The following is a 22,522-nucleotide window of genomic DNA, read 5'->3' as shown; positions in this document are numbered from 1 at the left end:
TCACCATCTTGATCAACCCCGCCACACCGGCGGCAGCCTGGGCATGGCCGATGTTCGACTTCACCGATCCGAGCCACAACGGGTCACCCTCCTCCCGCCCCTGCCCGTACGTCGCGAGCAACGCCTGCGCCTCGATCGGGTCACCCAACTTCGTCCCCGTACCATGCGCCTCCACCACATCCACGTCGGAGGCGGCGAGGCCTGCCTGTTCCAGGGCGGCGCGGATGACACGTTCCTGGGCGAGGCCGCTGGGTGCGGTGAGTCCGTTGGACGCGCCGTCCTGGTTGACGGCGGAGCCGCGGACCACCGCGAGCACCCGGTGACCGCGGCGGCGGGCCTCCGACAGCCGCTCCACCAGCAGCAGGCCGATGCCCTCGCTCCACCCCGTACCGTCGGCGGCAGCGGCGAAGGACTTGCAGCGGCCGTCCGCGGCCAACCCACCCTGCCGCGCGAACTCGGCGAAGGCCCCCGGCGTGGCCATCACCGTCACCCCGCCCACCAGGGCGAGATCGCACTCCCCCGCGCGCAGTGCCTGTCCGGCCAGGTGCAGGGCGACCAGCGACGACGAACACGCGGTGTCCACCGTCACCGCAGGGCCCTCAAGCCCGAAGGTGTACGCCACCCGGCCCGATGCCACGCTCACCAGGCTGCCGGTCAGCAGATGGCCCTCGACCTCGTCGGGGACGTGCCCGAGCCGGGAGAGGTAGTCGCTGCCGATCACGCCGACGAAGACGCCGGTCTTGCTGCCGCGCAGCGAGGTCGGGTCGATGCCGGCCCGCTCGAAGGTCTGCCACGACGTCTCAAGCAGCAGCCGCTGCTGCGGGTCCATGGCCAGCGCCTCGCGCGGCGAGATGCCGAAGAACTCCGGGTCGAAGTCGGTCGCGTCGGTGAGGAACCCACCCTGGTGACCGCCGCCCTGGTGACCGTCCCCCTGGGCGTCGCCAGCCTGTGGCGCGTCCGCCGGTGCCGGGTGGGTGTGGTCGGTCCAGCCGCGGCCGGGTGGGAAGCCGGTGATGGCGTCGCCCCCGCGCTGCACCAGGTCCCACAGGTCCTCGGGCGATGCCACCCCGCCCGGGAACCGGCACTGCATGCCCACGATGGCCAGCGGCTCGTGCCACTTCTCCTCGGCGTCCTGGAGCCGGGAGCGGGTCTCGTGGAGTTCCGCGGACGCCCGTCGGAGGTAGTCCCGCAGCATCTCTTCGCTTGCCATCGAATTCTTCTCCGTACGTACGGGCCCGGGGAGGGCGGGGGTGGAGCGGGGCGGCGGATCGTCAGCGGCCGGTGCTCTTGTCGATGAAGTCGAAAATTTCCTGGTCGCTCGCGGACTCGAAGGTCTGCGCGGCGTCCTGTTCGTTGGGTTGCACGGTGGATCGTGCGGCGCGCGGCGGTTGGGCACCGGTCAGTTCGGCGAGGCGGGCGGCGGCCCGGCCGCGGTCCTGCTCGGGCAGGAGTGACAGCAGCGAGGCGACCTTGTCGATCTCGCCGAGCACCGATTCCCAGGAGACGGCGTGTTCCTGGAGGAGCCGGGTGCGCAGGTGGCGGCCGAGTTGGTGCGGGTTGGGGTGGTTGAAGACGAGCGTGGGAGGGAGCCTGAGCCCGGTGGCGGCCCGTAGCCGGTTGCGCATCTCCACCGCGGTCAGCGAGTCGAACCCGGCGTCCTTGAACGCGCGGCCAGGATCGACGGCCCGGGGGTCGCCGTGCCCGAGCACGGCAGCGGCCTCCGCGCAGACCAACTCGACCAATGTGGCGTCTTGTTCGTCCGTCGGAAGCGCCAACAGACGCTTGATCAACGCGGGTCCCGCCTGTGGTGCAGCGGGGCCGGTACGGCGCCCGCGGCCCCGCCCTGCCAACCCACGGAGCACGGCGGGCACGGTCCGCCCTGGCCGTCGGAGTGCCTGCGGGTCGGGGCACAGCCCTGCGAGCACCGGGTCCGTCCCGGCCAGCGCCGCGTCCAGCAGCATCGGGCCGTGCTCCGCGCTCAGCGGCAGCAACCCGGCGGGGGTGGGAACGCCCTCGCCGTCGTGCCCGGGTGTGCCGTTTTGTCCGACGCCAGGAGCGGTGGGTACGGGCGCGCCGCCTGCCCACGGGCCCCAGGCCAGCGCGAGCGCGGGAAGCCCCTGGGTGGTCCGCAGCCTTGCCAGGGCGTCCAGGGTGGCCGCAGCCGCCGCCCGGCCGGCCCGCCCCGGGGTGCCGACCGTACCCACCACGGAGGAGAAGAGCACGAACGCCGACAGGTCCCGCTCTCGGGTCAGTTCGTGCAGGTGGAGCGCCGTGTCAACGTCGTCCCGCAGCGCAGCGTCCAACCCTTCCGGTGTCAGCGCGCTGAACGCGCAGCCCGCCGCCGTGTCGGTGGTGGTGTGGAAGACCGCCGTCAGTGGGTGTTCCGCCGGCACCCATGCCAGCGCGTCGGCCAGGGCCGCGCGGTCGGCCAGTTCGCACGGTGCGTACGCCACCTCGGCACCGCACTCCGCCAGCTCGGCCAGTACGGCCGCCGCCCCCGGGGTGGAACCGCCCCGGTCGGGCTCGCCGTGCGACAACCCGCCGCCAGCCTGTCCCGCACGCGATGGTGCCGCGTACGGCTGCTCGGCCTGCGCCGGATCGGGCTGCGGACGGAGGACGAGCAGCCGGCGCACGCCGTGGGCCCGTACGACATGGCGGGCGACCCAGCCGGCCGGCCCGTCCAACGCTCCGGTGACCAGGACCGTGCCCTCCACGGGGAGTTGCTGGCTGCGGTGCGGGGCAGAGCCGTTGTCGACTGATGTCCCGGGGGCGGCCTTGACGGCGGCGGGTGCTGGGGTGAGCCGTGGTACGAGGAGGGAGCCGTCGCGCACCGCGCACTGCTCGTGCCCGTACTCCACCGCGCGGGTCAGGGCCGCCCAGGGTGTCTTCCCGTCCTGGGTGTCGACCAACAGCAGCCGGTCCGGGTGTTCCCGCTGTGCGCTGCGGACCAGGCCCCACACCGCGGCGGCGGCGAGCCTGACGGCCGAGTCGGTAGAGGTGGGGGTGGAGGTGGAGGTGGAGGTGGGAGCGGGGGCCTCACCGTCGGTGGTGACCGCGTGGTGGGTGAGCAGGACCAGCCTGGAGTCGGCGAGCAGCGGTTCGGCCAGCCATGCGCGGAGCGCGGCGCGGGCCTCCAGGGCGGCGGCCCGGACCCGATCAGCGGGGTCGGGGGCCTCCGCCGCCCCTGTCGCGGGCGCCAGGGCGGGCAGCGTCAGCGCCACCGCATCGGGCACGGCTCCACCCGCCGCGAGGCCGTCCAGTAGCTGTCGCAGCGATGCGTAAGCGGGTGCGTCGGCCGGCTGCGACTCCGTACCAACCCCCTCGGGTCGCACCTCGGCCCAGCTCAGCGCCGTGCCACCGGCTGTCGGGCCTTCGCCCCCGCGGTCGTTCTCGCCGTGCCCACCGTGCTCGCCACGCCCACCGCTCTCTCGGTGACCGTTGGTCTCACCCTCGCCCGCTTCGGCGGGCACCCAGTGCACTGCGGCCAGGAGTCCCTGGTGTTCGGGTGCGGCGGCCAGCAGGGCGCGTTGCGGCCACGGCCGCAGTTCGGCCCGGCCGATGCTCGCGAGGAGCTGGCCGGTCGAGTCGAGCAGTTCCAGGGCCACGCCCTGTCCCGCGGGCCGCAGGCACAGCCGCACCGCGCGCGCACCGCGACCGGACGTGCTCCGCACCTGGCGCCACACCGAGGTCAGCGCAATCTCGTCGGCTCCGCAGCCCTCCGCGAAGAATGCGCGTACCCCTGCGTCCCACAACGCCGGGTGTACGGCGAACCCGTCGGCCTCGGATTCCTGCTCCGGGTGCAGGGTGGCTTCGGCGAAGATCTCGTCACCGCGCTGCCACACGCCGCCCAACGTCTCCCAGGCCGGCCCGTACGCGATTCCGTACCCCGCCAACCTGTCGTACGACTCGGCAACATCCAGCGGCGTCGCCCCTGCGGGCGGCCACTGCGCCGATCGGGCCGACCCATCGGCAGCGGGGGCCTCGGGGAGCACCGTGCCGCTGGCGTGCCGGGTCCAACCCTGGTCGTCTGCCGCGTCCGCGGGACGGGCATGGACACTGACCTGTCGCGCGCCGCGGTCGTCGGGCCCGGCCATGGTGACTTGGAGCCGTGTCCCTGCCGTGCCCGACACCACCAGCGGGGTGTGCAGCGTCAGTTCTTCCACCAGCTCACAGCCCGTCTCGGCCGCGGCACGCAGCACCGCGTCCAGGAGTACGGAACCGGGTACGACGACTGCGCCGAGCACCGAGTGCTCAGCCAACCAGGGGTGCCCGGTCGCAGAGAGCTGACCGGTGAAGACCGTGCCCGCACCATCCGCCAACTCCACCGCGGCACCCAGCAACGGATGCCCCACCGCACTCTGCCCCCACCCCGTCGGGTCCCCCACCGGCGTCCGGGCCTCGATCCAGTACCGCTTGCGCTGGAATGCGTACGTCGGCAAATCGACTCGTTGGGCGTGAGGGAAGTACCCCGCCCAGTCCACCGCCACACCCTGCACGAATGCCGAGGTCAGCGAGCGTGCCAACCGCTCCGGACCGCCTTCACCACGACGCAGCGTCTCCACCACCACACCCGAACAACCCAACTCGTCAAGCGTTTGGGAGAGCGGGGCCAGCAACCCCGGATGCGGACTGCACTCGATGAAAGCGGTGTGCCCGTCAGCGACGGTCGCAGCCACGGCCTCCCGCAGCCGTACGGTCTGCCGCAAGTTGGTGAACCAGTACTCCCCATCCATCACGGACGTGTCCGCCAACAACCCACCCGTCACCGTCGAGTAGACCGGAACCGACGACGAACCCGGCACCACCCCAGCCAACAGATCAGCCAACTCACCACCGACCGCGTCCATCTGCGGGGAGTGCGAGGCGTAATCCACCGGCACCCACCGCACCCACACGCCGTCCTGCTCGTACGCGGTGACCAGCTCGCGCAGTGCTTTCACTTCGCCGGACAGCACCACGCTGGTCGGCCCGTTCTCCGCCGCGATCGAGATCACCTCACCGAAGCCGGCTGCCTCGATCCCGGCCCGTACGACCTCCGCCGCAAGCCCCACCGACACCATTCCGCCGCCAGCCGGCAACTCCCGCAGGACCTTGCTGCGCAACACCACCACCCGCAACGCGTCCTCAAGCGACAACACCCCCGCCACATAAGCGGCAGCGATCTCACCCTGCGAATGTCCGATCACACCACCAACCGGCACTCCACACGACTCCCACCACCGAGCCAACCCCACCATCACCACAAACAACACCGGCTGCACCACATCCACCCGCCCCCACCACTCCCCATCCTGCGACTCATCCCGCAGAACATCGAGAAGCGACCACTCCACCAACCCCTCCAACACCGCCGCACACTCACCCACCACCCCCGCAAACACCGGGCAGGACTCCAACAACCCCACCGCCATCCCCACCCACTGCGAACCCTGCCCCGGAAACACCAACACCGGAGCAGGCAGATCCCGCGCCACCCCACACACCGAACCACCCACCGTACCCTCGGCCACATCCCGCACCCCCGCGGTCAACTCCGCCACGTCCCGGCCCCACACCACCGCACGGTGCTCCAACACCGCACGCCCAGCAGCCAACGACCACCCCACGTCGGCCGGGTCGGCGGTGGGGTGTTCGGTCGCCCACTGCGCCAAACGCCTAGCCTGCTCCCGCAACCCCACCGCCGAACGCCCCGACACCACCCACGGAACCAACCCATCCAACCCAACAACCCGCTCCCCGCCAGCGTTCACAGAACCGTCCATGGCCTCCGCGGCCTCGGGGACGGCCTCCGCGGGGGGTGCCGCTTCGAGGATCACATGGGCGTTGGTGCCACTGACGCCGAACGAGGAGACACCCGCCCTACGCGGCCGATCCACATCCGGCCACTCCCGGGACTCCGTCAACAGCTCCAACTGCCCGGTGGACCAGTCGACATGGGGCGACGGCGCGTCCACATGCAGTGTGCGCGGCAACACGCCATGCCGAAGCGCCAGCACCATCTTGATCACGCCCGCCACACCCGCAGCCGCCTGGGTGTGACCGATGTTCGACTTCACCGAACCCAGCCACAACGGCTCACCCTCCTCCCGCCCCTGCCCGTACGTCGCAAGCAACGCCTGCGCCTCGATCGGGTCACCCAACCGCGTCCCCGTACCATGCGCCTCCACCACATCCACATCCGACACAGACAACCCTGCTGAGCCCAACGCCGCCCGAATCACCCGCTCCTGCGACGGACCATTCGGCGCCGTCAACCCATTCGACGCACCATCCTGATTCACCGCCGAACCCCGCACCACCGCCAACACCCGATGCCCGTGACGCCGCGCATCCGACAACCGCTCCACCAACACCAACCCCACACCCTCACCCCACCCCGTACCATCCGCACCCGCAGCGAACGACTTGCACCGACCGTCCACCGCCAACCCACGCTGCCGCGAGAACTCCACGAACGCCTGGGGTGAGGCGAGGACCGCGACGCCGCCAGCCAGCGCCAGATCGCATTCGCCCGAGCGCAGCGCCTGGCTCGCCAGGTGCAGGGCGACCAGCGACGACGAACACGCCGTGTCCACCGTCACCGCGGGGCCCTCAAGACCCAGCGCGTACGAGACCCGGCCGGAGATGACACTGGTGGCGCTGCCGGTCAGCAGGAAGCCTTCCTGGCCTTCCGGGATGGACTGGGACGTGGCGCGGTAGTCCTGGGCCATGGCACCGACGAAGACGCCGGTCTGGCTGCCGCGCAGCGAGGTGGGGTCGATGCCGGCTGCTTCGCACGCCTCCCAGGAGGTTTCCAGCAGGAGCCGTTGCTGTGGGTCCATCGACAGGGCCTCGCGCGGCGAGATGCCGAAGAAGTCGGCGTCGAAGTGGATGGCGTCGTGTACGAAGCCGCCCTCGCGCACGTACGAGGTGCCGGAGTGGTGCGGGTCGGGGTCGTACAGGCCCTCGATGTCCCAGCCGCGGTCGGTCGGGAAGGGGGCGATGGCGTCGGTATCGGCCAGCAGCATCTGCCACATGTCCTGCGGGGACGCCACCGCGCCCGGGTAGCGGCAGCTCATGCCGACGATGGCGATCAGGTCGTCGTCGGTGGCCGGGGTGGCCCGGCCGCGGTCGGCGGGTGCCGCCTCGGGAGCGCCGTCGTCCAGGGTGCCGACCAATTCGGTGCGCAGGTGGGTGGCGAGCGCTTCGGGCGTCGGGTAGTCGAAGACGAGGGTGGCGCGCAGTCGCAGTCCGGTGGCCTGGTTCATGCGGTTACGCAGTTCGACGGAGGTGAGCGAGTCGAAGCCGAGTGCCTTGAAGGGGCGCTGCGGGCCGATGGCGTCGGGGGTGAGGTGTCCGAGTACCGCGGCGGTCTCGCGGCGGACGAGGGTGAGGAGGGCCTGGTGTCGTTCGGTGGCGGAGAGTCGGGCGAGCCGGTCGGCCAGGGTGGTGTCGGGTGCGCTGGTCGCCGCGGCCCGGCGGGGTCGGGTGTGGGTGAGGTCGCGCAGCAGCGCGGGGAGCGGGTCCTGCCGGCCGAGGATCGTGAGGTCGAGCCGGGCGGGGACCAGGGTGGCCCGGTTGTGTGCGCGTGCGGCGTCGAACAGGGCGAGTGCCCGCTCGGTGGGCAGCGCGGTGACGCCGGAGCGTGCCATACGGCCGATGTCGTCCCCGCCGAGGTGGCCGGTCATGCCGCTGGCCTGCGCCCACAGGCCCCAGGCGAGGGAGGTGGCGGCGAGGCCGCGGGCGCGGCGGTGGTGGGCGAGGGCGTCGAGGAAGGCGTTGGCGGCTGCGTAGTTGGCCTGTCCCGCGCCGCCGAACGTGCCGGCCATGGAGGAGAACAGGACGAACGCCTCCAGGTCGTACGGGCGTGTGAGTTCGTGCAGGTTCCAGGCCGCCGCCACCTTGGGGCGGAGTACGCGGTCGATTTGGTCCGGGGTGAGGGCCTGGAGCGCGGCGTCGTCGATGGCGCCGGCCGCGTGCACGACGGCGGTCAGCGGGTGCCGGTCGGGCAGGGTGTGCAGCAGGGTGGCCAGGGCCTGACGGTCCGCGGCGTCACAGGCGGCGATGGTGACGTGCGCGCCGAGGCCGGTGAGTTCCGCTTGCAGTTCGGCCGCAGATGCGGCGTCCTGGCCGCGGCGGCTGGTGAGCAGCAGGTGGCGGACGCCCTGGTGGGTGACGAGGTGGCGGGCGACGAGGCCGCCGAGGGTGCCGGTGCCGCCGGTGATGAGGACGGTGCCTTCCGGGTTGCTTGGCAGCGGCCCGGTGGGGCCCGGCGGCAGGGTGAGCACGATCTTGCCGGTGTGGCGGGCCTGGCTGAGGTGTCGGAAGGCGTCGGCGGCGTGCTGGACGTCCCAGGTGGTGACGGGCAGCGGGCGCAGGGTGCCGGTCTCGAAGAGGGTGTGCAGTTCGGCCAGGATCTCCTGGATGCGGTCCGCTCCCGCGTCCATCAGGTCGTACGCCTGGTAGCCGACGCCCGGGTGGTCGGCGGCGACGGCCTCGGGTTGCCTGATGTCGGTCTTGCCCATCTCCAGGAACCTGCCGCCGGGTGCCAGCAGGCGCAGCGACGCGTCCACGTATTCGTGGGCGAGGGAGTTGAGGACGACGTCGACGCCACGGCCGCCGGTCGCGGTGCGGAAGGCGTCCTCGAAGTCGAGGTCGCGGGAGGAGGCGAGGTGCTGGTCGTCCACCCCTTGGGAGCGCAGGGTGTGCCACTTGGCGGGGCTCGCGGTGCCGTACACCTCCACGCCCCAGTGCGCGGCCAGTTGGAGCGCGGCCGTGCCGACGCCGCCGGTTGCGGCGTGGACCAGCAGTGTTTCGCCGCTGCGGAGTCCCGCCAGGTCGATCAGGCCGTAGTAGGCGGTGACGAAGACGACGGGCACGGAGGCTGCCTGGGCGTAGGACCAGCCGGTGGGGATGGGGGTGAGGAGCCGGTGGTCGGCGGTGGTGACGGGGCCCGTACCGCCGGCGAACAGGCCCATGACCCGGTCGCCCGGCGCGCAGGTGGTGACGCCGGGACCGGTCTCCAGGACCACGCCCGCGCCCTCGCCACCCGGCGGGCGGGTGTCATCGACCATGCCGAGGGCGACCACCACGTCACGGAAGTTGAGCCCGGCCGCGCGGACGGAAATGCGGACCTGGCCCGGTGCGAGGGGTGCTTCGGCGAGTTCGGGGTGGGGCACCAGGCCGAGGTCGTCCAGGGTGTTCCCGCCGAGCAGGTCGAGGCGCCAGGCGACCGCGTCCGGCGGCGTCATCGTCGCGGCCCGGCGCGCCCTGGCCAGCCGCGGTGCGGACAACGTACCGGTACGGAGCGCGAGTTGGGGCTCTGCCGTGGCCAGGGCTGCGGGCAGCGCGCGGCAGGAGGCGGGGTGGTCGTCGAGGTCGATGAGGTGGAACCGGTCGGGGTTCTCGGTCTGCGCGGAACGGACCAGGCCCCACACCGCCGCGGCGGCCGGGTCTCGGACGTCCTCGCCGTGGTGGCCGGGGACGGCCCCGCGGGTGAGCAGCACCAGGGGGAGGTGGGCGAAGCGGGGTTCGGTGAGCCAGCGGCACAGTTGCTGGTGCACCCGGTGCACGTGCCCGGCGGCGGCCCGGGCTGCGTCGCCGGCATGGTCGCTCGGGTTGCTTGGGTTGCCTGGGTCACCCGGGCTGCCACCCGGGTCGGTGAAGCAGGTGAGGGCGACGACGTCGGGGACGGCACGTGCGGTGTCGCTGGTGCTGTCGCCGGTGGTGTCGGCGACGTCCGTGCCGCCGGTGGCGACGGTGGTCAGGTCCGGGTGGTGGGTGACGGTGCCGCCGGCCGCCCGCAGCCCCTCGATCACCTGGTCGTCGGCGCTGCCGACGAGGGCCCAGCGGGCGGGTGGCTGCTGTTCGTCGGAGGCTGGGACGGCCACCCAGTCGAGCTGGTACAGGTCCTCGTTCGGGGCGTCGCGGCCGGTGGTGAGGTGCTGTGCCGCGAGGGGCCGTACGGTCAGCGCGGCGATGCTGGCGACCGGGGCGCCGGTCGGGTCGGCCAACTCCAGGGCGATGGTGTCGGGGCCCGTCGGGGTGAGGCGCACCCGCAGGGCGCAGGCGCCGACGGCGTGCAGGCGCACGCGCGTCCAGGAGAAGGGCAGCCCCATGCCGCCGTCGCCGCCGTCCGATTCGCGCAGGGCGGTGGCGTGCAGGGCTGCGTCGAGCAGGGCGGGGTGCAGGGCGTACCCGTCGGCCGCCGGGTCCATGTCGGGCAACATGACCTCGGCCAGCAGCGTGTCACCGGCCCGCCAGGCGGCTTGGACGCCGCGGAAGAGCGGACCGTAGTGGTAGCCGCGTGTGGCGAGTCGTGCGTAGAGGTCGTCCGTGGTCAGCGGGGTGGCATCGCGCGGTGGCCACGGCTCGGTGGCGGTCCCGGTCGGCTGCTGCTGGCTGGGAGTGGGTGCCAGGGTGCCGGTGGCGTGCCGGGTCCACGGTTCGTCGGGGTCCGCGGTGGCTCGGTCGGGGCGGGAGTGGATGGCCAGTCGTCGGCGCCCGGTGTCGTCGGGCCCGTCCAGGGTGAGTTGGAGCTGTACGGCGCCGGCCCGGCCGGTGTTCTCCTCCGGCCGCAGGTGGAGCGGGGCTTCCAGGGTCAGCTCTTCGACGGTGTCGCAGCCTGTCTGGTCGCCGGCGCGCAGGGCGAGTTCCACGAAGGCGGTGCCGGGCAGCAGCACGGTGTCGAGCACGGTGTGGTCGGCCAACCAGGGGTGGGTGGACAGCGACAGCCGTCCGGTGAGCACGTGCCGGTCGCCTTCGGCGAGGGCGACGGCGGCGCCGAGCAGCGGGTGGTCAGCGGTGCGCAGCCCGAGCCCGTCGGCATCGGCCGCGCCGGGGGTGGCCGTGAGCCAGTAGGAGGCACGCTGGAAGGGGTAGGTGGGCAGGTCGACCCGGCGTGGCGCGTACGGTGCGAGGGCCGGGGCCCAGTCGACGGTGACACCGTGCACGTGGGCGGTGGCCACGGCGGTCAGCAGCCGCCTCATGCCGCCCTGTGCGCGCTGGAGTGAACTCATCGCCACCACGCGAACGTCCGTGGCCTCGGCGGTCTGCTCGATCGCGGGCGTCAGCACCGGGTGCGGGCTGACCTCGACGAAGACCGTGTGCCCGGCCCTGAGCAGGGCCGTGGTGGCGCGCTCGAACTGCACGGTGGAGCGCAGGTTGCGGTACCAGTAGGCGGCGTCAAGATCGGTGCCGGCCAGCGGTTCGCCCGTGACCGTCGAGTACAGCGGTGTCTCGGTCGGCCCGGGCCGTACGTCGGCGAGCGCGGCCACCAGGTGCTCTTCGACGTCCGCCACCTGGGGCGAGTGCGAGGCGTAGTCGACGGGCACCGGCCGGGTCCGTACCTGCGCGGCGTCCAACAAGGTGCGCAGCTCGGCCACGGCGTCCGGCGCGCCGGCGACCACCAGCGACCGAGGCCCGTTGACCGCGGCCACGTCCACGGCGCCGCCGCAGCGGGCGAGCAGCGGCGCGAGTTCGTCCTGCGACGTGCCGACCGACATCATGGCGCCGCGTCCTGCGATGGCCCGCAGTGCCTGGCTGCGCAGGGCCACCACCCGGGCCGCGTCGGTGAGGGTGAGTGCGCCGGCCACGTGGGCGGCGGCGATCTCACCCTGGGAGTGGCCGATCACCGCGGCCGGCCGCACCCCCAGCGACCGCCAGACCGCGGCCAGCGACACCATGACGGCGAACAACACCGGCTGCACCACGTCGACCCGCTCCAGCGACGGCGCGCCGGGCTGTTGCCGCAGGACGTCGAGCAATGACCAGTCGACGAAGGAGGCGAGGGCGTCGTGGCAGTCCGCGACGGCCGCGGCGAAGACCTCGGACTCCTGCAACAGGTCGACAGCCATGGCGGGCCACTGTGAGCCCTGCCCGCCGAAGACGAACACGATCGGGCCGGGTGGCACGGCCGCACCGGTGACCAGGGTGACACCAGCGGCCGGCTCGTCTGCTCCGGGGTCACCTGCTGCGAGGTCGGTCACGGTGAGGCCGCCCGCTGCGGGCTCTGTCACAGCGGGTTCGGCCGCTGCGGACCGGGTCGCGCTCGCCCCGGCCGGGCGGGTCTCCCCGGCAGCCGTCTCGCCATCGGCCGTCTCACCCTGGGGCGGGGAGCCGAGCGCGGCGAGCGCCGTACGGAAGCCGGCCGCGTCGCGGGCCAGGACGACCGCCCGGTGGTCGAAGTCCGTACGGGTGGTGACCAGCGAATACGCCACGTCGGCGGGGCGCAGTCCGGGCTCGGCCAGGAGCGCCGCGTGCAGTCGTACGGCCTGGTCGCGCAGGGCCGCCGCGGTCCGGCCCGACAGGGTCCAGGGCAGCGGCGCCGGCTGGTCGGCGCGGTGGGTTGGTTGGTCGCCCGGGAGCCGTCCTGGCGGCGTCGCCGGGCCGCTGGCAGGGGCGTCGGCACGCGACGGGGGCACGGCCGGGGCCAGGGCCGGGACTGAGGTCGGGGTTGGGGTTGGGGTTGGGGTTGGGGCTGAGGTGGGGGCCGGGTGGCCGTGTTCCAGGACGTCACCTTGTTCCAGGACGAGGTGGGCGTTGGTGCCGCTGACGCCGAAGGAGGAGATGCCGACCCGGCGGGGCCGGCCGGTCCGTGGCCAGTCGATCGGCTCGGTGAGGAGTGAGACCGCGCCGGCCGACCAGTCGACGTGCGGTGAGGGTTGGTCGACGTGCAGGGTGCGGGGCAGTTCGCCGCGGCGCATGGCGGTGACCATCTTGATGACGCCGGCGACGCCGGCGGCTGCCTGGGTGTGTCCGAGGTGGGACTTGATCGAGCCGAGCCAGAGCGGCCGGTCAGCGGGGCGGTCCTGGCCGAACACGGCGAGCAGGGCGTGCGCCTCGATCGGGTCACCGAGGGCGGTGCCCGTGCCGTGCGCCTCCACCGCGTCGACGTCGGCCGGGGTCAGCCCGGCCTGGGCGAGCGCCTGCCGGATGACGCGCTCCTGGGCCAGCCCGTTGGGCGCGGAGAGGCCGTTGCTGGCACCGTCCTGGTTGACGGCGCTGCCACGGATCAGCGCGAGTACGGGGTGGCCGTTGCGGCGGGCGTCCGACAGCCGTTCCACGAGCAGCAGGCCGGCCCCCTCCGACCAGGCTGTGCCGTCGGCTGCGGCGGCGAACGGCTTGCACCGGCCGTCAGGGGCCAGGCCGCGTTGCCGGGAGAACTCGACGAAGGTGGCCGGGCTCGACATCACCGTCACCCCACCGGCGAGCGCGAGGTCGCACTCGCCCTGTCGCAGTGCCTGGCTGGCCCAGTGCAGGGCGACCAGGGACGAGGAGCAGGCGGTGTCGATGGTGATGGCCGGGCCTTCGAGCCCGAGGGTGTACGCCACCCGGCCGGAGGCGATGCTGCCCGCGCTGCCGTTGCCCAGGTAGCCGTCGACGCCCTCGGGGGTGTGGCCAAGTCGCGCGGAGTAGTCCGCGTACATGAGTCCGGCGAAGACGCCGGTCCTGCTGCCGCGTGCGGCGTGCGGGTCGATGCCGGCGCGTTCGAACGCCTCCCAGGCCGTCTCCAGGAGGAGGCGTTGTTGCGGGTCCATGGCGAGCGCCTCGCGCGGCGAGATGCCGAAGAACTCCGGGTCGAACCCGTCGACGCCGCGCAGGAAGCCACCCTCGCGCACGTACGAGGTGCCGGCGTGGTCGGGGTCCGGGTGGAACAGCTTCTCCAGGTCCCAGCCGCGGTCGGTGGGGAAGAGTGTGATGGCGTCGGTGCCGCCGGTGACCAGTCGCCACAGGTCGTCGGGCGTCTCGATGCCGCCGGGGTAGCGGCAGCTCATGCCGACGATGGCGATCGGCTCGTCGGAGGTGCGCGGGGCGGGTGCCAGCGGACGCACGGCGTCGGGCAGATCGAGCACGGCCGTCCGCAGGTGTCCGGCCAACGCGGTGGCCGACGGGTGGTCGAACAGCACGGTGGCGGGCAGCCGAAGTCCGGTCGCGGCGTTGAGCCGGTTCCGCAACTCCAACGCAGCCAGCGAATCCAACCCCAGCTCGCTGAAGGCCCGGTCGGGGTCGATGCCGTGCGCCCCGCCGTGGCCGAGGACGGCCGCCGCGTGCGTACGGACCAGGTCGACCAGGAGCCGCGACTGCTCGGCGGCGGACAGCCCGGTAAGCCGTCGGGCGAGCCCACGACCTGCCCCCGCGGCCCGTACGGGACGGGCAGTGCGGGGCGCCGCGGGCAGCAAGTCCCTTAGCACGGGCGGTAGTTCGTCACCGAGACCGCGCAGTACGGTCAGATCGCACCGGAGCGGGGCGAGTACGGGCTCGGCGCGGCCGATGGCTGCGTCAAAGAGGGCGAGCCCCTGGGCCGTGTCGAGCGGCAGCACGCCGGCGCGGGTCATCCGGTGCCGGTCGGCGTCGCTGAGGCCGGCGGTCAGTTCGCTGCGCTCGCCCCACAGCCCCCACTGGAGCGAGTGGGCCGGCAGGCCGCGGGCCCGCCGGTGGGCGGCGAGCGCGTCGAGGGCGGCGTTGGCGCTGGCGTATCCGGCCTGACCGCGGTTGCCGATGAGCCCGGCCGCGGAAGAGAACAGCACGAACGCCGACAGTTCCCCGCCCGCGGTGAGGTGGTGCAGGTGCAGCGCGGCATCCACCTTGGGGCCGAGCACGCGGTCCACCCGCTGGGGCGTCTGGGCCGTCAGCAACCCGTCGTCGACCACTCCGGCCAGGTGCAGTACGCCGGTCAGTGGGTGTGCTGCCGGGATCGCGTCCAGCACCTCGGCGAGTTCGGCGCGCTCTGCGACGTCGCACGCGGCCAGGGTGACCCGGTCCGCGCCGCTGGCCAGCAACTCCGTACGCAGCGCTGCCGCGCCGGGCGCCTGCGCACCGCGCCGGGAGACCAGCAGCAGGTGGCGTACGCCGTGGGCACGGACCAGGTGCCGGGCGAGCAGGGCGCCGATGGTGCCGGTGCCGCCGGTGATGAGCACGGTGCCTTCGGGGGCGAGGCCGGGGGCGGGGGCGGCATCGGGTACGGCGGTGAGAGTGGACGTGGGGTGCAGCCGCGGCACCAGCAACTTGCCGTCGCGCAGGGCAGATTCGGAGAGTGTGGCGGCGTGGGCGAGGTGTTCCACCGGTACGTCGGCCGGGTGGAGGTCGTCGGCCCAGAGGGAGGTGCCCACGGCGAGCAACGCGAAGCGGTCGGGGTGCTCAGAACGGGCCGAGCGCAGCAATCCCCAGCGGGCGGCAGCGGCCGACTCGGCCACCTCGTCACTGCCTGCGGCGACCTCGGGTACGGCGACGAGCAGGCGGATTGCGGCGAACTTCGGCTCGTCGAGCCACCTGCGGCAGACATCAAGCGTCTCGTGCACGGCACGGTGGACGGCTTCGGCGGCCGTGGTGTTGGTGTTGGGGTTGGTTGTGTCCGGGCTAGTGGTGGCGCCCGAAGTGGTGTCAACGGCTGCGGAGACCGGCGGCTGGGCCGGCTGGAGCTGGTCGGGCTGGGACAGGTCGGGCCGGGATGGGCCCGAGGGGGTTGGTCCGAGATGGGGGACGTTCGTCAGGGGGTCGAGTAGGGGCAGCAGGACCATGTCGGGGGTGGGTGCGCCGGAGTCCAGGGCTGCGGCGAGGTCGTCGAGTCCGTCGTACGTGACGGCGTCGAGCGCCGTGGCCAAGGGTTCGCCGCCAGTCGCGCTGACCACGGCCCAACGCGCCGCCTGCGGCCCGGCAGCGGGTTCGGCCGCGGCCGGCGCGACCCAGTCAAGTGCGAACAACCCGCCGGCTGCCTCGCTCCCCACCGGGTCGGCTGGCTCCGGGGCGGACGGAGCACGCACCAACAGGGAATCGACGCCCAGTACGGGCTGTCCGGACTCGTCGGCGACGTCCAGCGTCAGGGTGTCGGGGCCGGTCGGCAGCAGTCGTACGCGCACGGTACGGGTGTCGGGGGTGGACAGTTCCACTCCGTGCCAGGAGAACGGCAGCCGCGGCGGGACCGGCTCGGCGGCGTCCTGAGTGAGGTCCTGGGTGGGTGCGATGAGGCCGAGCGGGTGCAGGGCGGCGTCCAGCAACGCGGGGTGCACGCCGAACCTGCCGCTCCCGCCCTGGACGCCGTCCTCCGGGAGGGCGACTTCGGCGAACAGTTCGTCGCCGCGCCGCCAGGCGGCCCGCAACCCCCGGAAGGCGGGACCGTACGCCACTCCGGCGTCCGCCGCCTCGTCGTAGAGGTCCGCGATCTCGACCGGTGTGGCATCGGGCGGTGGCCAAATACCGAGGTCAGGGGCGGCGTACGCAGTGTCTCGCGGGGTCGTGGTGCCGAGTGGGGCGAGCGTGCCGGATGCGTGCAGGGTCCATGGGGCGTCCGGGTCGTCGGGGCGCGCATGGATGGTGAGGGTGCTCCGGCCGCCCTCGCCGGGCGCCGCGACGGTCACCTGGAGCTGGGTGCCGACCGATTCGGTGAGCACCAGGGGCGTGAGCAGGGTGAGTTCTTCCACGACCTCGCAGCCGGTGTGTTGGCCGGCATGCAAAGCGAGTTCCAAGAACGCCGTACCCGGCAACAACACCCGCCCCAACACCACATGATCCCCCAACCACCCCAACACACCCAACGACAACCGCCCAGAAAACACCCAACCCCCACCACCAGCCAACCCCACCACCACACCCAACAACGGATGACCCACCCCCACCACACCCAAACCACCCACATCCCCCACCCCACCACCCGACTCCAACCAAAAACGCCGCCGATCAAACCCATACACCGGCACATCCACCCACCCACCAACACCCGCACCCAACAGACCACCCCAATCAACCCCCACACCACCCACAAACAACCGACCCAACGCCTCCAACACACACCCCACCTGACCCCGACCACGCCGCTGCGACGCCACCACCAACACACCAGAACCACCCACCTCCACACCGCCAGCCCCGCCAGCACCACCAGTCACCTCGGCCTCGGCCTCCACACACTCCAACACCATCGGCGTCAACACCGCATCCGGACCCACCTCCACAAACACCGACACCCCAACACCCCGCATCACCGACACCACATCAACAAACCGCACCGCCTCCCGCACATGCGACACCCAATACCCCGGATCACTCAACACCTCCAACGACAACACCTCACCCGACACCTCCGACACCAACCCCAACACCGGCTCCCGAAACACCAACCCCGACACCACCTCCGCAAACTCCCCCAACACCGGCTCCATCGCCACCGAATGAAACGCATGCGACACCCCCAACCACGAACACCGCCACCCCCGCACCCCACACTCCCGCTCCACCCAACCCAACCCCACACCACTACCCGACACCACCACACTCCCCGGACCATTCACCGCCGCCACCTCCACACACCCCAAACCCAACGGCAAACCACCCAACAACCCCAACACCTCACCCTCCCCCACACCCACCGCCAACATCCCCCCACCACCCACCAAACCACCCATCAACCGAGCCCGAGCACCCACCAACACCGCCGCATCCCGCAACGACAACACCCCCGCCACAAAAGCCGCCACCACACCACCCAACGAATGACCCGCCACCACACCCGGCACCACACCCCACGACTCCCACAACCGAAACAACGCCACCTCAAACGCAAACAACACCGGCTGCGCCACACCCGTACCCCCCACATCCACCCCCACATCACCCACACCCAACACCACATCCCGCACCGAAAACCCCACCAACCCCTCCCCCTCCAACACACCACACACCTCATCCAACGCCCCCGCAAACACACCAAACCCCTCATACAACTCCCGACCCAAACCCCAAAACTGCGACCCCTGACCCGAAAACACCATCCCCAACCCACCACCCACACCAACACCACCCACACCAACACCACCAGCACCCACACCCGCAGCACCCACACCCCCACCGGCAGCAGTGGCACCAGCAGCACCACCAAAACCAGAACCCGAACCAACCACACCATCACCCACAACCACCACACCACCCGCTCCCGCTCCCGCTCCCGCTCCCGCTCCCGCTCCCGCACCCGCACCCGCACCCGCACCCGCACCCGCACCCGCACCCGCACCCGCACCACTCACCCCACCATCAGCCACCACCCGCAACCCACCAACCAACTCCCCCACATCCCGACCCCACACCACCGCACGATGCCCCAACACCGCACGCCCCAACACCAACGAACAACCCACACCCCCCACACCCACCCCAGAACCCACACCCACACCCACACGCTCCACCCACTCCACCAACCGACCAGCCTGCCCCCGCAACCCACCAACCGAACCACCCGACACCACCCACGGAACCCACCCACCAAACACAGACCCCACCCCAGAACCAGACCCCACACCAACCCCAACCCCACACCCAACCCCAGACCCACCCAACGGCGACGCCTCCTCCACAATCACATGCGCATTCGTCCCACTAATCCCAAACGACGACACACCCGCCCGACGCACCCCACCCACACCCGTCTCCCACGGTCGCTCCTCGCGCAGCAACTCCACAGCGCCCGAAGACCAATCGACATGTGGTGACGGCGCGTCCACGTGCAACGTTCGCGGCAGCACACCATGCCGCAACGCCATCACCATCTTGATCAACCCCGCCACACCCGCAGCCGCCTGCACATGCCCGATGTTCGACTTCACCGAGCCAAGCCACAACGGGCGACCGTCCCCCCGCCCCTGCCCATACGTCGCAAGCAACGCCTGCGCCTCGATCGGATCACCCAACCGCGTCCCCGTACCATGCGCCTCCACCACATCCACATCCGACACAGACAACCCCGCCGAACCCAACGCCGCCCGAATCACCCGCTCCTGCGACGGACCATTCGGCGCCGTCAACCCATTCGACGCACCATCCTGATTCACCGCCGAACCCCGCACCACCGCCAACACCCGACGCCCATTGCGCCGCGCATCCGACAACCGCTCCAACAACAGGAGGCCAACGCCCTCACCCCACCCCGTGCCATCCGCGCCCGCAGCAAACGACTTGCACCGACCGTCCACCGCCAACCCACGCTGCCGGGCGAAGTCCACGAAGACGCTGGGGGCCGACATCACCGTCACCCCGCCGGCAAGGGCCAGGTCGCAGTCGCCCGAGCGGAGTGACTGGCTCGCCAGGTGCAGGGCGACCAGCGACGACGAACACGCCGTGTCCACCGTCACCGCAGGGCCCTCAAGCCCGAAGGTGTACGCCACCCGACCCGATGCCACGCTGCCCACATTGCCGTTCCCGATGTAACCCTCCAACTCGTCGGGCACGGTGTGGAGACGGGTGGCGTAGTCGTAGTAGATGGCGCCGGCGAAGACGCCGGTCTTGCTGCCGCGCAGTGAGGTCGGGTCGATGCCGGCCTGCTCGAAGGTCTGCCACGACGTCTCAAGCAGCAGTCGCTGCTGCGGGTCCATGGCCAGCGCCTCGCGCGGCGAGATGCCGAAGAACTCCGGGTCGAAGTCGGTCGCGGTGTCGACGAATCCACCGGTCCGCACATAGGTGCTGCGGGGGCGGCTCGGGTCGGCGTCGAAGAGGTCGGCCAGGTTCCAGCCGCGGGCGGTGGGGAACTCCGTCATGGCGTCCACGCCACCTGCGACCAGGTCCCACAGTTCTTCCGGACTGGTCACCCCGCCGGGGAGCCGGCAACCCATGCCGACGATCGCGATGGGTTCGTCCCAGGCAGCCGCCGGTGTCGACAGGGCGGCTGCCGTCGAGTCGGTCACGGTGAGCCCGGCCAGGCCGGTGTCCCAGCCTTCGGCTTCGGTGAGCAGTTTGAGGAGTTGCCGCCCGAGGGCCTGCGGGGTGGGGTGGTCGAAGATCAGGGTGGCGGGCAGCCGCAGACCGGTGGTGGCGTTGAGACGGTTGCGCAGTTCGAGTCCGGTGAGGGAGTCGAAGCCGAGGTCCTTGAAGGCCCGCTGTTCGGCCACGTCCGCCGTACGCGCATGGCCGAGGACCGCCGCGGCCTGAGCACAGACCGCCTGGACGAGGACGCGCGTCCGCTCCGCCACGTCGAGACCAGCCAACTGACCGACAAACGAGCCTTGTTGGGTGGTCCCCTGCCCCGTGCTGCGGCGTTCGGTCACCCGTGCCAGGGCGCGCAGCAGGGCCGGTACGTCGGGCCCTGCCGTGCGTAGGGTGGCCAGGTCCATGCGTACGGGCATCAGCACCGGCTCGTCGCGGTTGACCGCGGCGTCGAAGAGGGCCATGCCCTGCTGCGAGGTGAGCGGGTGCACCCCGAGGCGTGCCATCCGCTGTCGGTCGGCGGCGCCGAGACCGGCCGTCATCTCGCTGCGCTCGGCCCACCAACCCCAGGCCAGCGAGGTGGCCGGCCGGCGGGCGGCGCGCCGCTGCGCGGCCAGCGCGTCGAGGAAGGCGTTGCCGGCTGCGTAGTTGCCCTGCCCGGGGTTACCCATCATCCCGGCCGCCGAGGAGAACAGGACGAAGGCCGTCAGGTCAAGACCGCTGGTCAGCTCGTGGAGGTTCCAGGCCGCGTCCACCTTGGGGCGCAGCACACCGGTGAGACGGTCCGGGGTGAGGGCCTGCACGACGCCGTCGTCGACCACGCCCGCCGCGTGCACGACGGCGGTCAGCGGGTGTTCGGGCGCCACCGTGCGCAGCAGGTCGGACAGCGCGTCGCGGTCGGCCACGTCGCACGCCGCGACGCGCACCTGGGCGCCCAACTCTTCAAGCTCGGCGCGGAGTGCTACTGCCCCGGGTGCCGATGCGCCACTGCGGCTGGTGAGTACCAGCCTCCGTACGCCGTGCGCGGTCACCAGGTGTCGGGCCAGGGCCGCGCCCAGGGTGCCGGTGCCGCCGGTGACGAGGACGGTGCCGTCAGGCGCGGGGGCGAACCCGCTGCCGCCCCGCCCGCCGGCGCGGGCCAGCCGGGGCGCGTAGCCGACGCCGGCGCGTACCGCAAGCTGTGCGTCACCGCCGAGCGCAAGCTCGGTCAGTCGCCGCGGGTCGGTGTCGGGGACGTCCGTGTCGACGAGTACGAACCGGTCAGGGTGCTCACCCTGCGCGGAGCGCACCATCCCCCATAAGGCGGCGGCAGCCAGGTCGGTGACCTCTTCGGGGCCGGTAACCGCTACCGCGCCGCTGGTCAGCAGCACCAGCCGGGTCGCCGCGAGGCGTTCGTCAGCCAGCCAGCCTTGCAGGAGGGCCAGCACCCGGTGGGTCAGCTCGTGCACGGCGGCGCTGCCCGTACCACCCCCGCCTCCCACACCCACAGGCGCCCGGAACAGCACGGCTTCGGGGAGCGGCGCACCAGCGTCGACCGCTGCCAGCAGGGCGGCGAGGTCCGGGTGGGTGTCGATGGCAGCCGAGGTCGCGGCGTGACCGAAACCGTCGGTGGCGACGGCGGGCCCTTCCCCGATGACGGCCCAGCGCGGTGTCACGGACTCGGCGCTGGCGGGGGCCTCAACGGTTGTCGCGGGGGCCGGTCGCCGGTCCCAGACCACCTGGAACAGGTTGTCGCGAACGAACGGGTCCACGGCCTTGAGCTGGTCGGCCGATACGGGGCGCACGGTCAGCGACCGCGCGGAGAACACCGGTAGGCCGTTCTCGTCGGCCGCCTGGACCGCCAACTCGTCGCTGCCCGCGGGAAGTAGTCGCACCCTGAGCACGGGCGCACCGGTCGCGGCGAGGCGGACCCCGCGCCAGGCGAAGGGCAGTCGCGCCGACAGCGAGGTGTCCAGCGTCCCGGCCACGGCAAGCGGGTGCAGGGCCGCGTCGAGCAGCGCCGGGTGCAGCGTGAACTGTCCGGCCGCGTGTCGTACGTGCTCGGGCAGCGCCACCTCGGCGAAGAGTTCCGCACCCCGCCGCCAGGCGCTCCGCAGGCCGCGGAAGGCCGGCCCGTAGTCGAACCCGGCGTCCGCCAGCCGCTCGTACGCATCGGTCCCGTCCATGGGCTCCGCCCCGGCCGGCGGCCACTGGGTGAGGGGCTCGTGGCTGTCGCCCGCAGGCGGGTCGAGCGGAACGACCGTGCCCGCGGCGTGCTGGGTCCAGGGCTGGTCGGCGTCCCCTCCGTCGGGCCTGGAGTGCACGGTCAGCGCGCGGGCCCCTGCCTCGTCGGGTGCCTCCACCCTGACTTGCAGCCGTACCGCCCCGGTCTCCGGCAGTACGAGCGGCGTGTGCAGCGTCAGCTCTTCCACCTCGGCACAGCCGAGGTCAGCTCCCACCCGCAACGCCAGCTCCACCAGCGCCGTCCCCGGTACGATCACCGAGCCCAGCACCGCGTGATCCGCCAGCCAACCCTGGCTGGCCAGCGAGAACCGCCCGCTCCACACCGTCGCGCCCCGGCCCCCGGCCAACTCCACGACGGCACCCAACAGCGGATGGCTCACGGCCCCCATGCCCCACCCGGCCGGGTCCCCCGCGGTGACCCCCTCATCGATCCAGTACCGCTTGCGCTGGAACGCGTACGTCGGCAAATCGACTCGTTGGGCGTGAGGGAAGAACCCCGCCCAGTCCACCGCCACACCCTGAACGAAAGCCGACGTCAGCGAGCGTGCCAACCGGTACGGGCCGCCTTCACCGCGACGCAGCGTCTCCACCACCACACCTGAACAACCCAACTCGTCAAGCGTCTCAGAGAGCG

Annotated in this window: 2 protein-coding genes; both read right to left on the bottom strand. The window is 72.2% G+C overall.

All coding sequences use genetic code 11. From position 1 onward, the window contains the following. Window positions 1-1,210 (bottom strand): beta-ketoacyl synthase N-terminal-like domain-containing protein (locus tag ACMA1D_RS31155; protein WP_414727336.1); only part of this gene is annotated, 1,210 nt, incomplete at its 3' end. Between the two features lie 61 nt (window positions 1,211-1,271). After that, window positions 1,272-22,355 carry an SDR family NAD(P)-dependent oxidoreductase gene (locus ACMA1D_RS31150; RefSeq protein ID WP_414727335.1) on the bottom strand — a complete coding sequence of 7,028 codons (21,084 nt, stop codon included), beginning with the start codon at window positions 22,353-22,355 and terminating at the stop codon, window positions 1,272-1,274. Window positions 22,356-22,522: the final 167 nt, after the last annotated feature.

It is taken from the genome of Streptomyces sp. 796.1 (genome assembly GCF_047525675.1).
Taxonomy (GTDB): Bacteria; Actinomycetota; Actinomycetes; order Streptomycetales; family Streptomycetaceae; genus Streptomyces.
The sequence above is the reverse complement of the archived record's forward strand: the minus strand, read 5'-3'. Positions and strand labels throughout refer to the sequence as shown.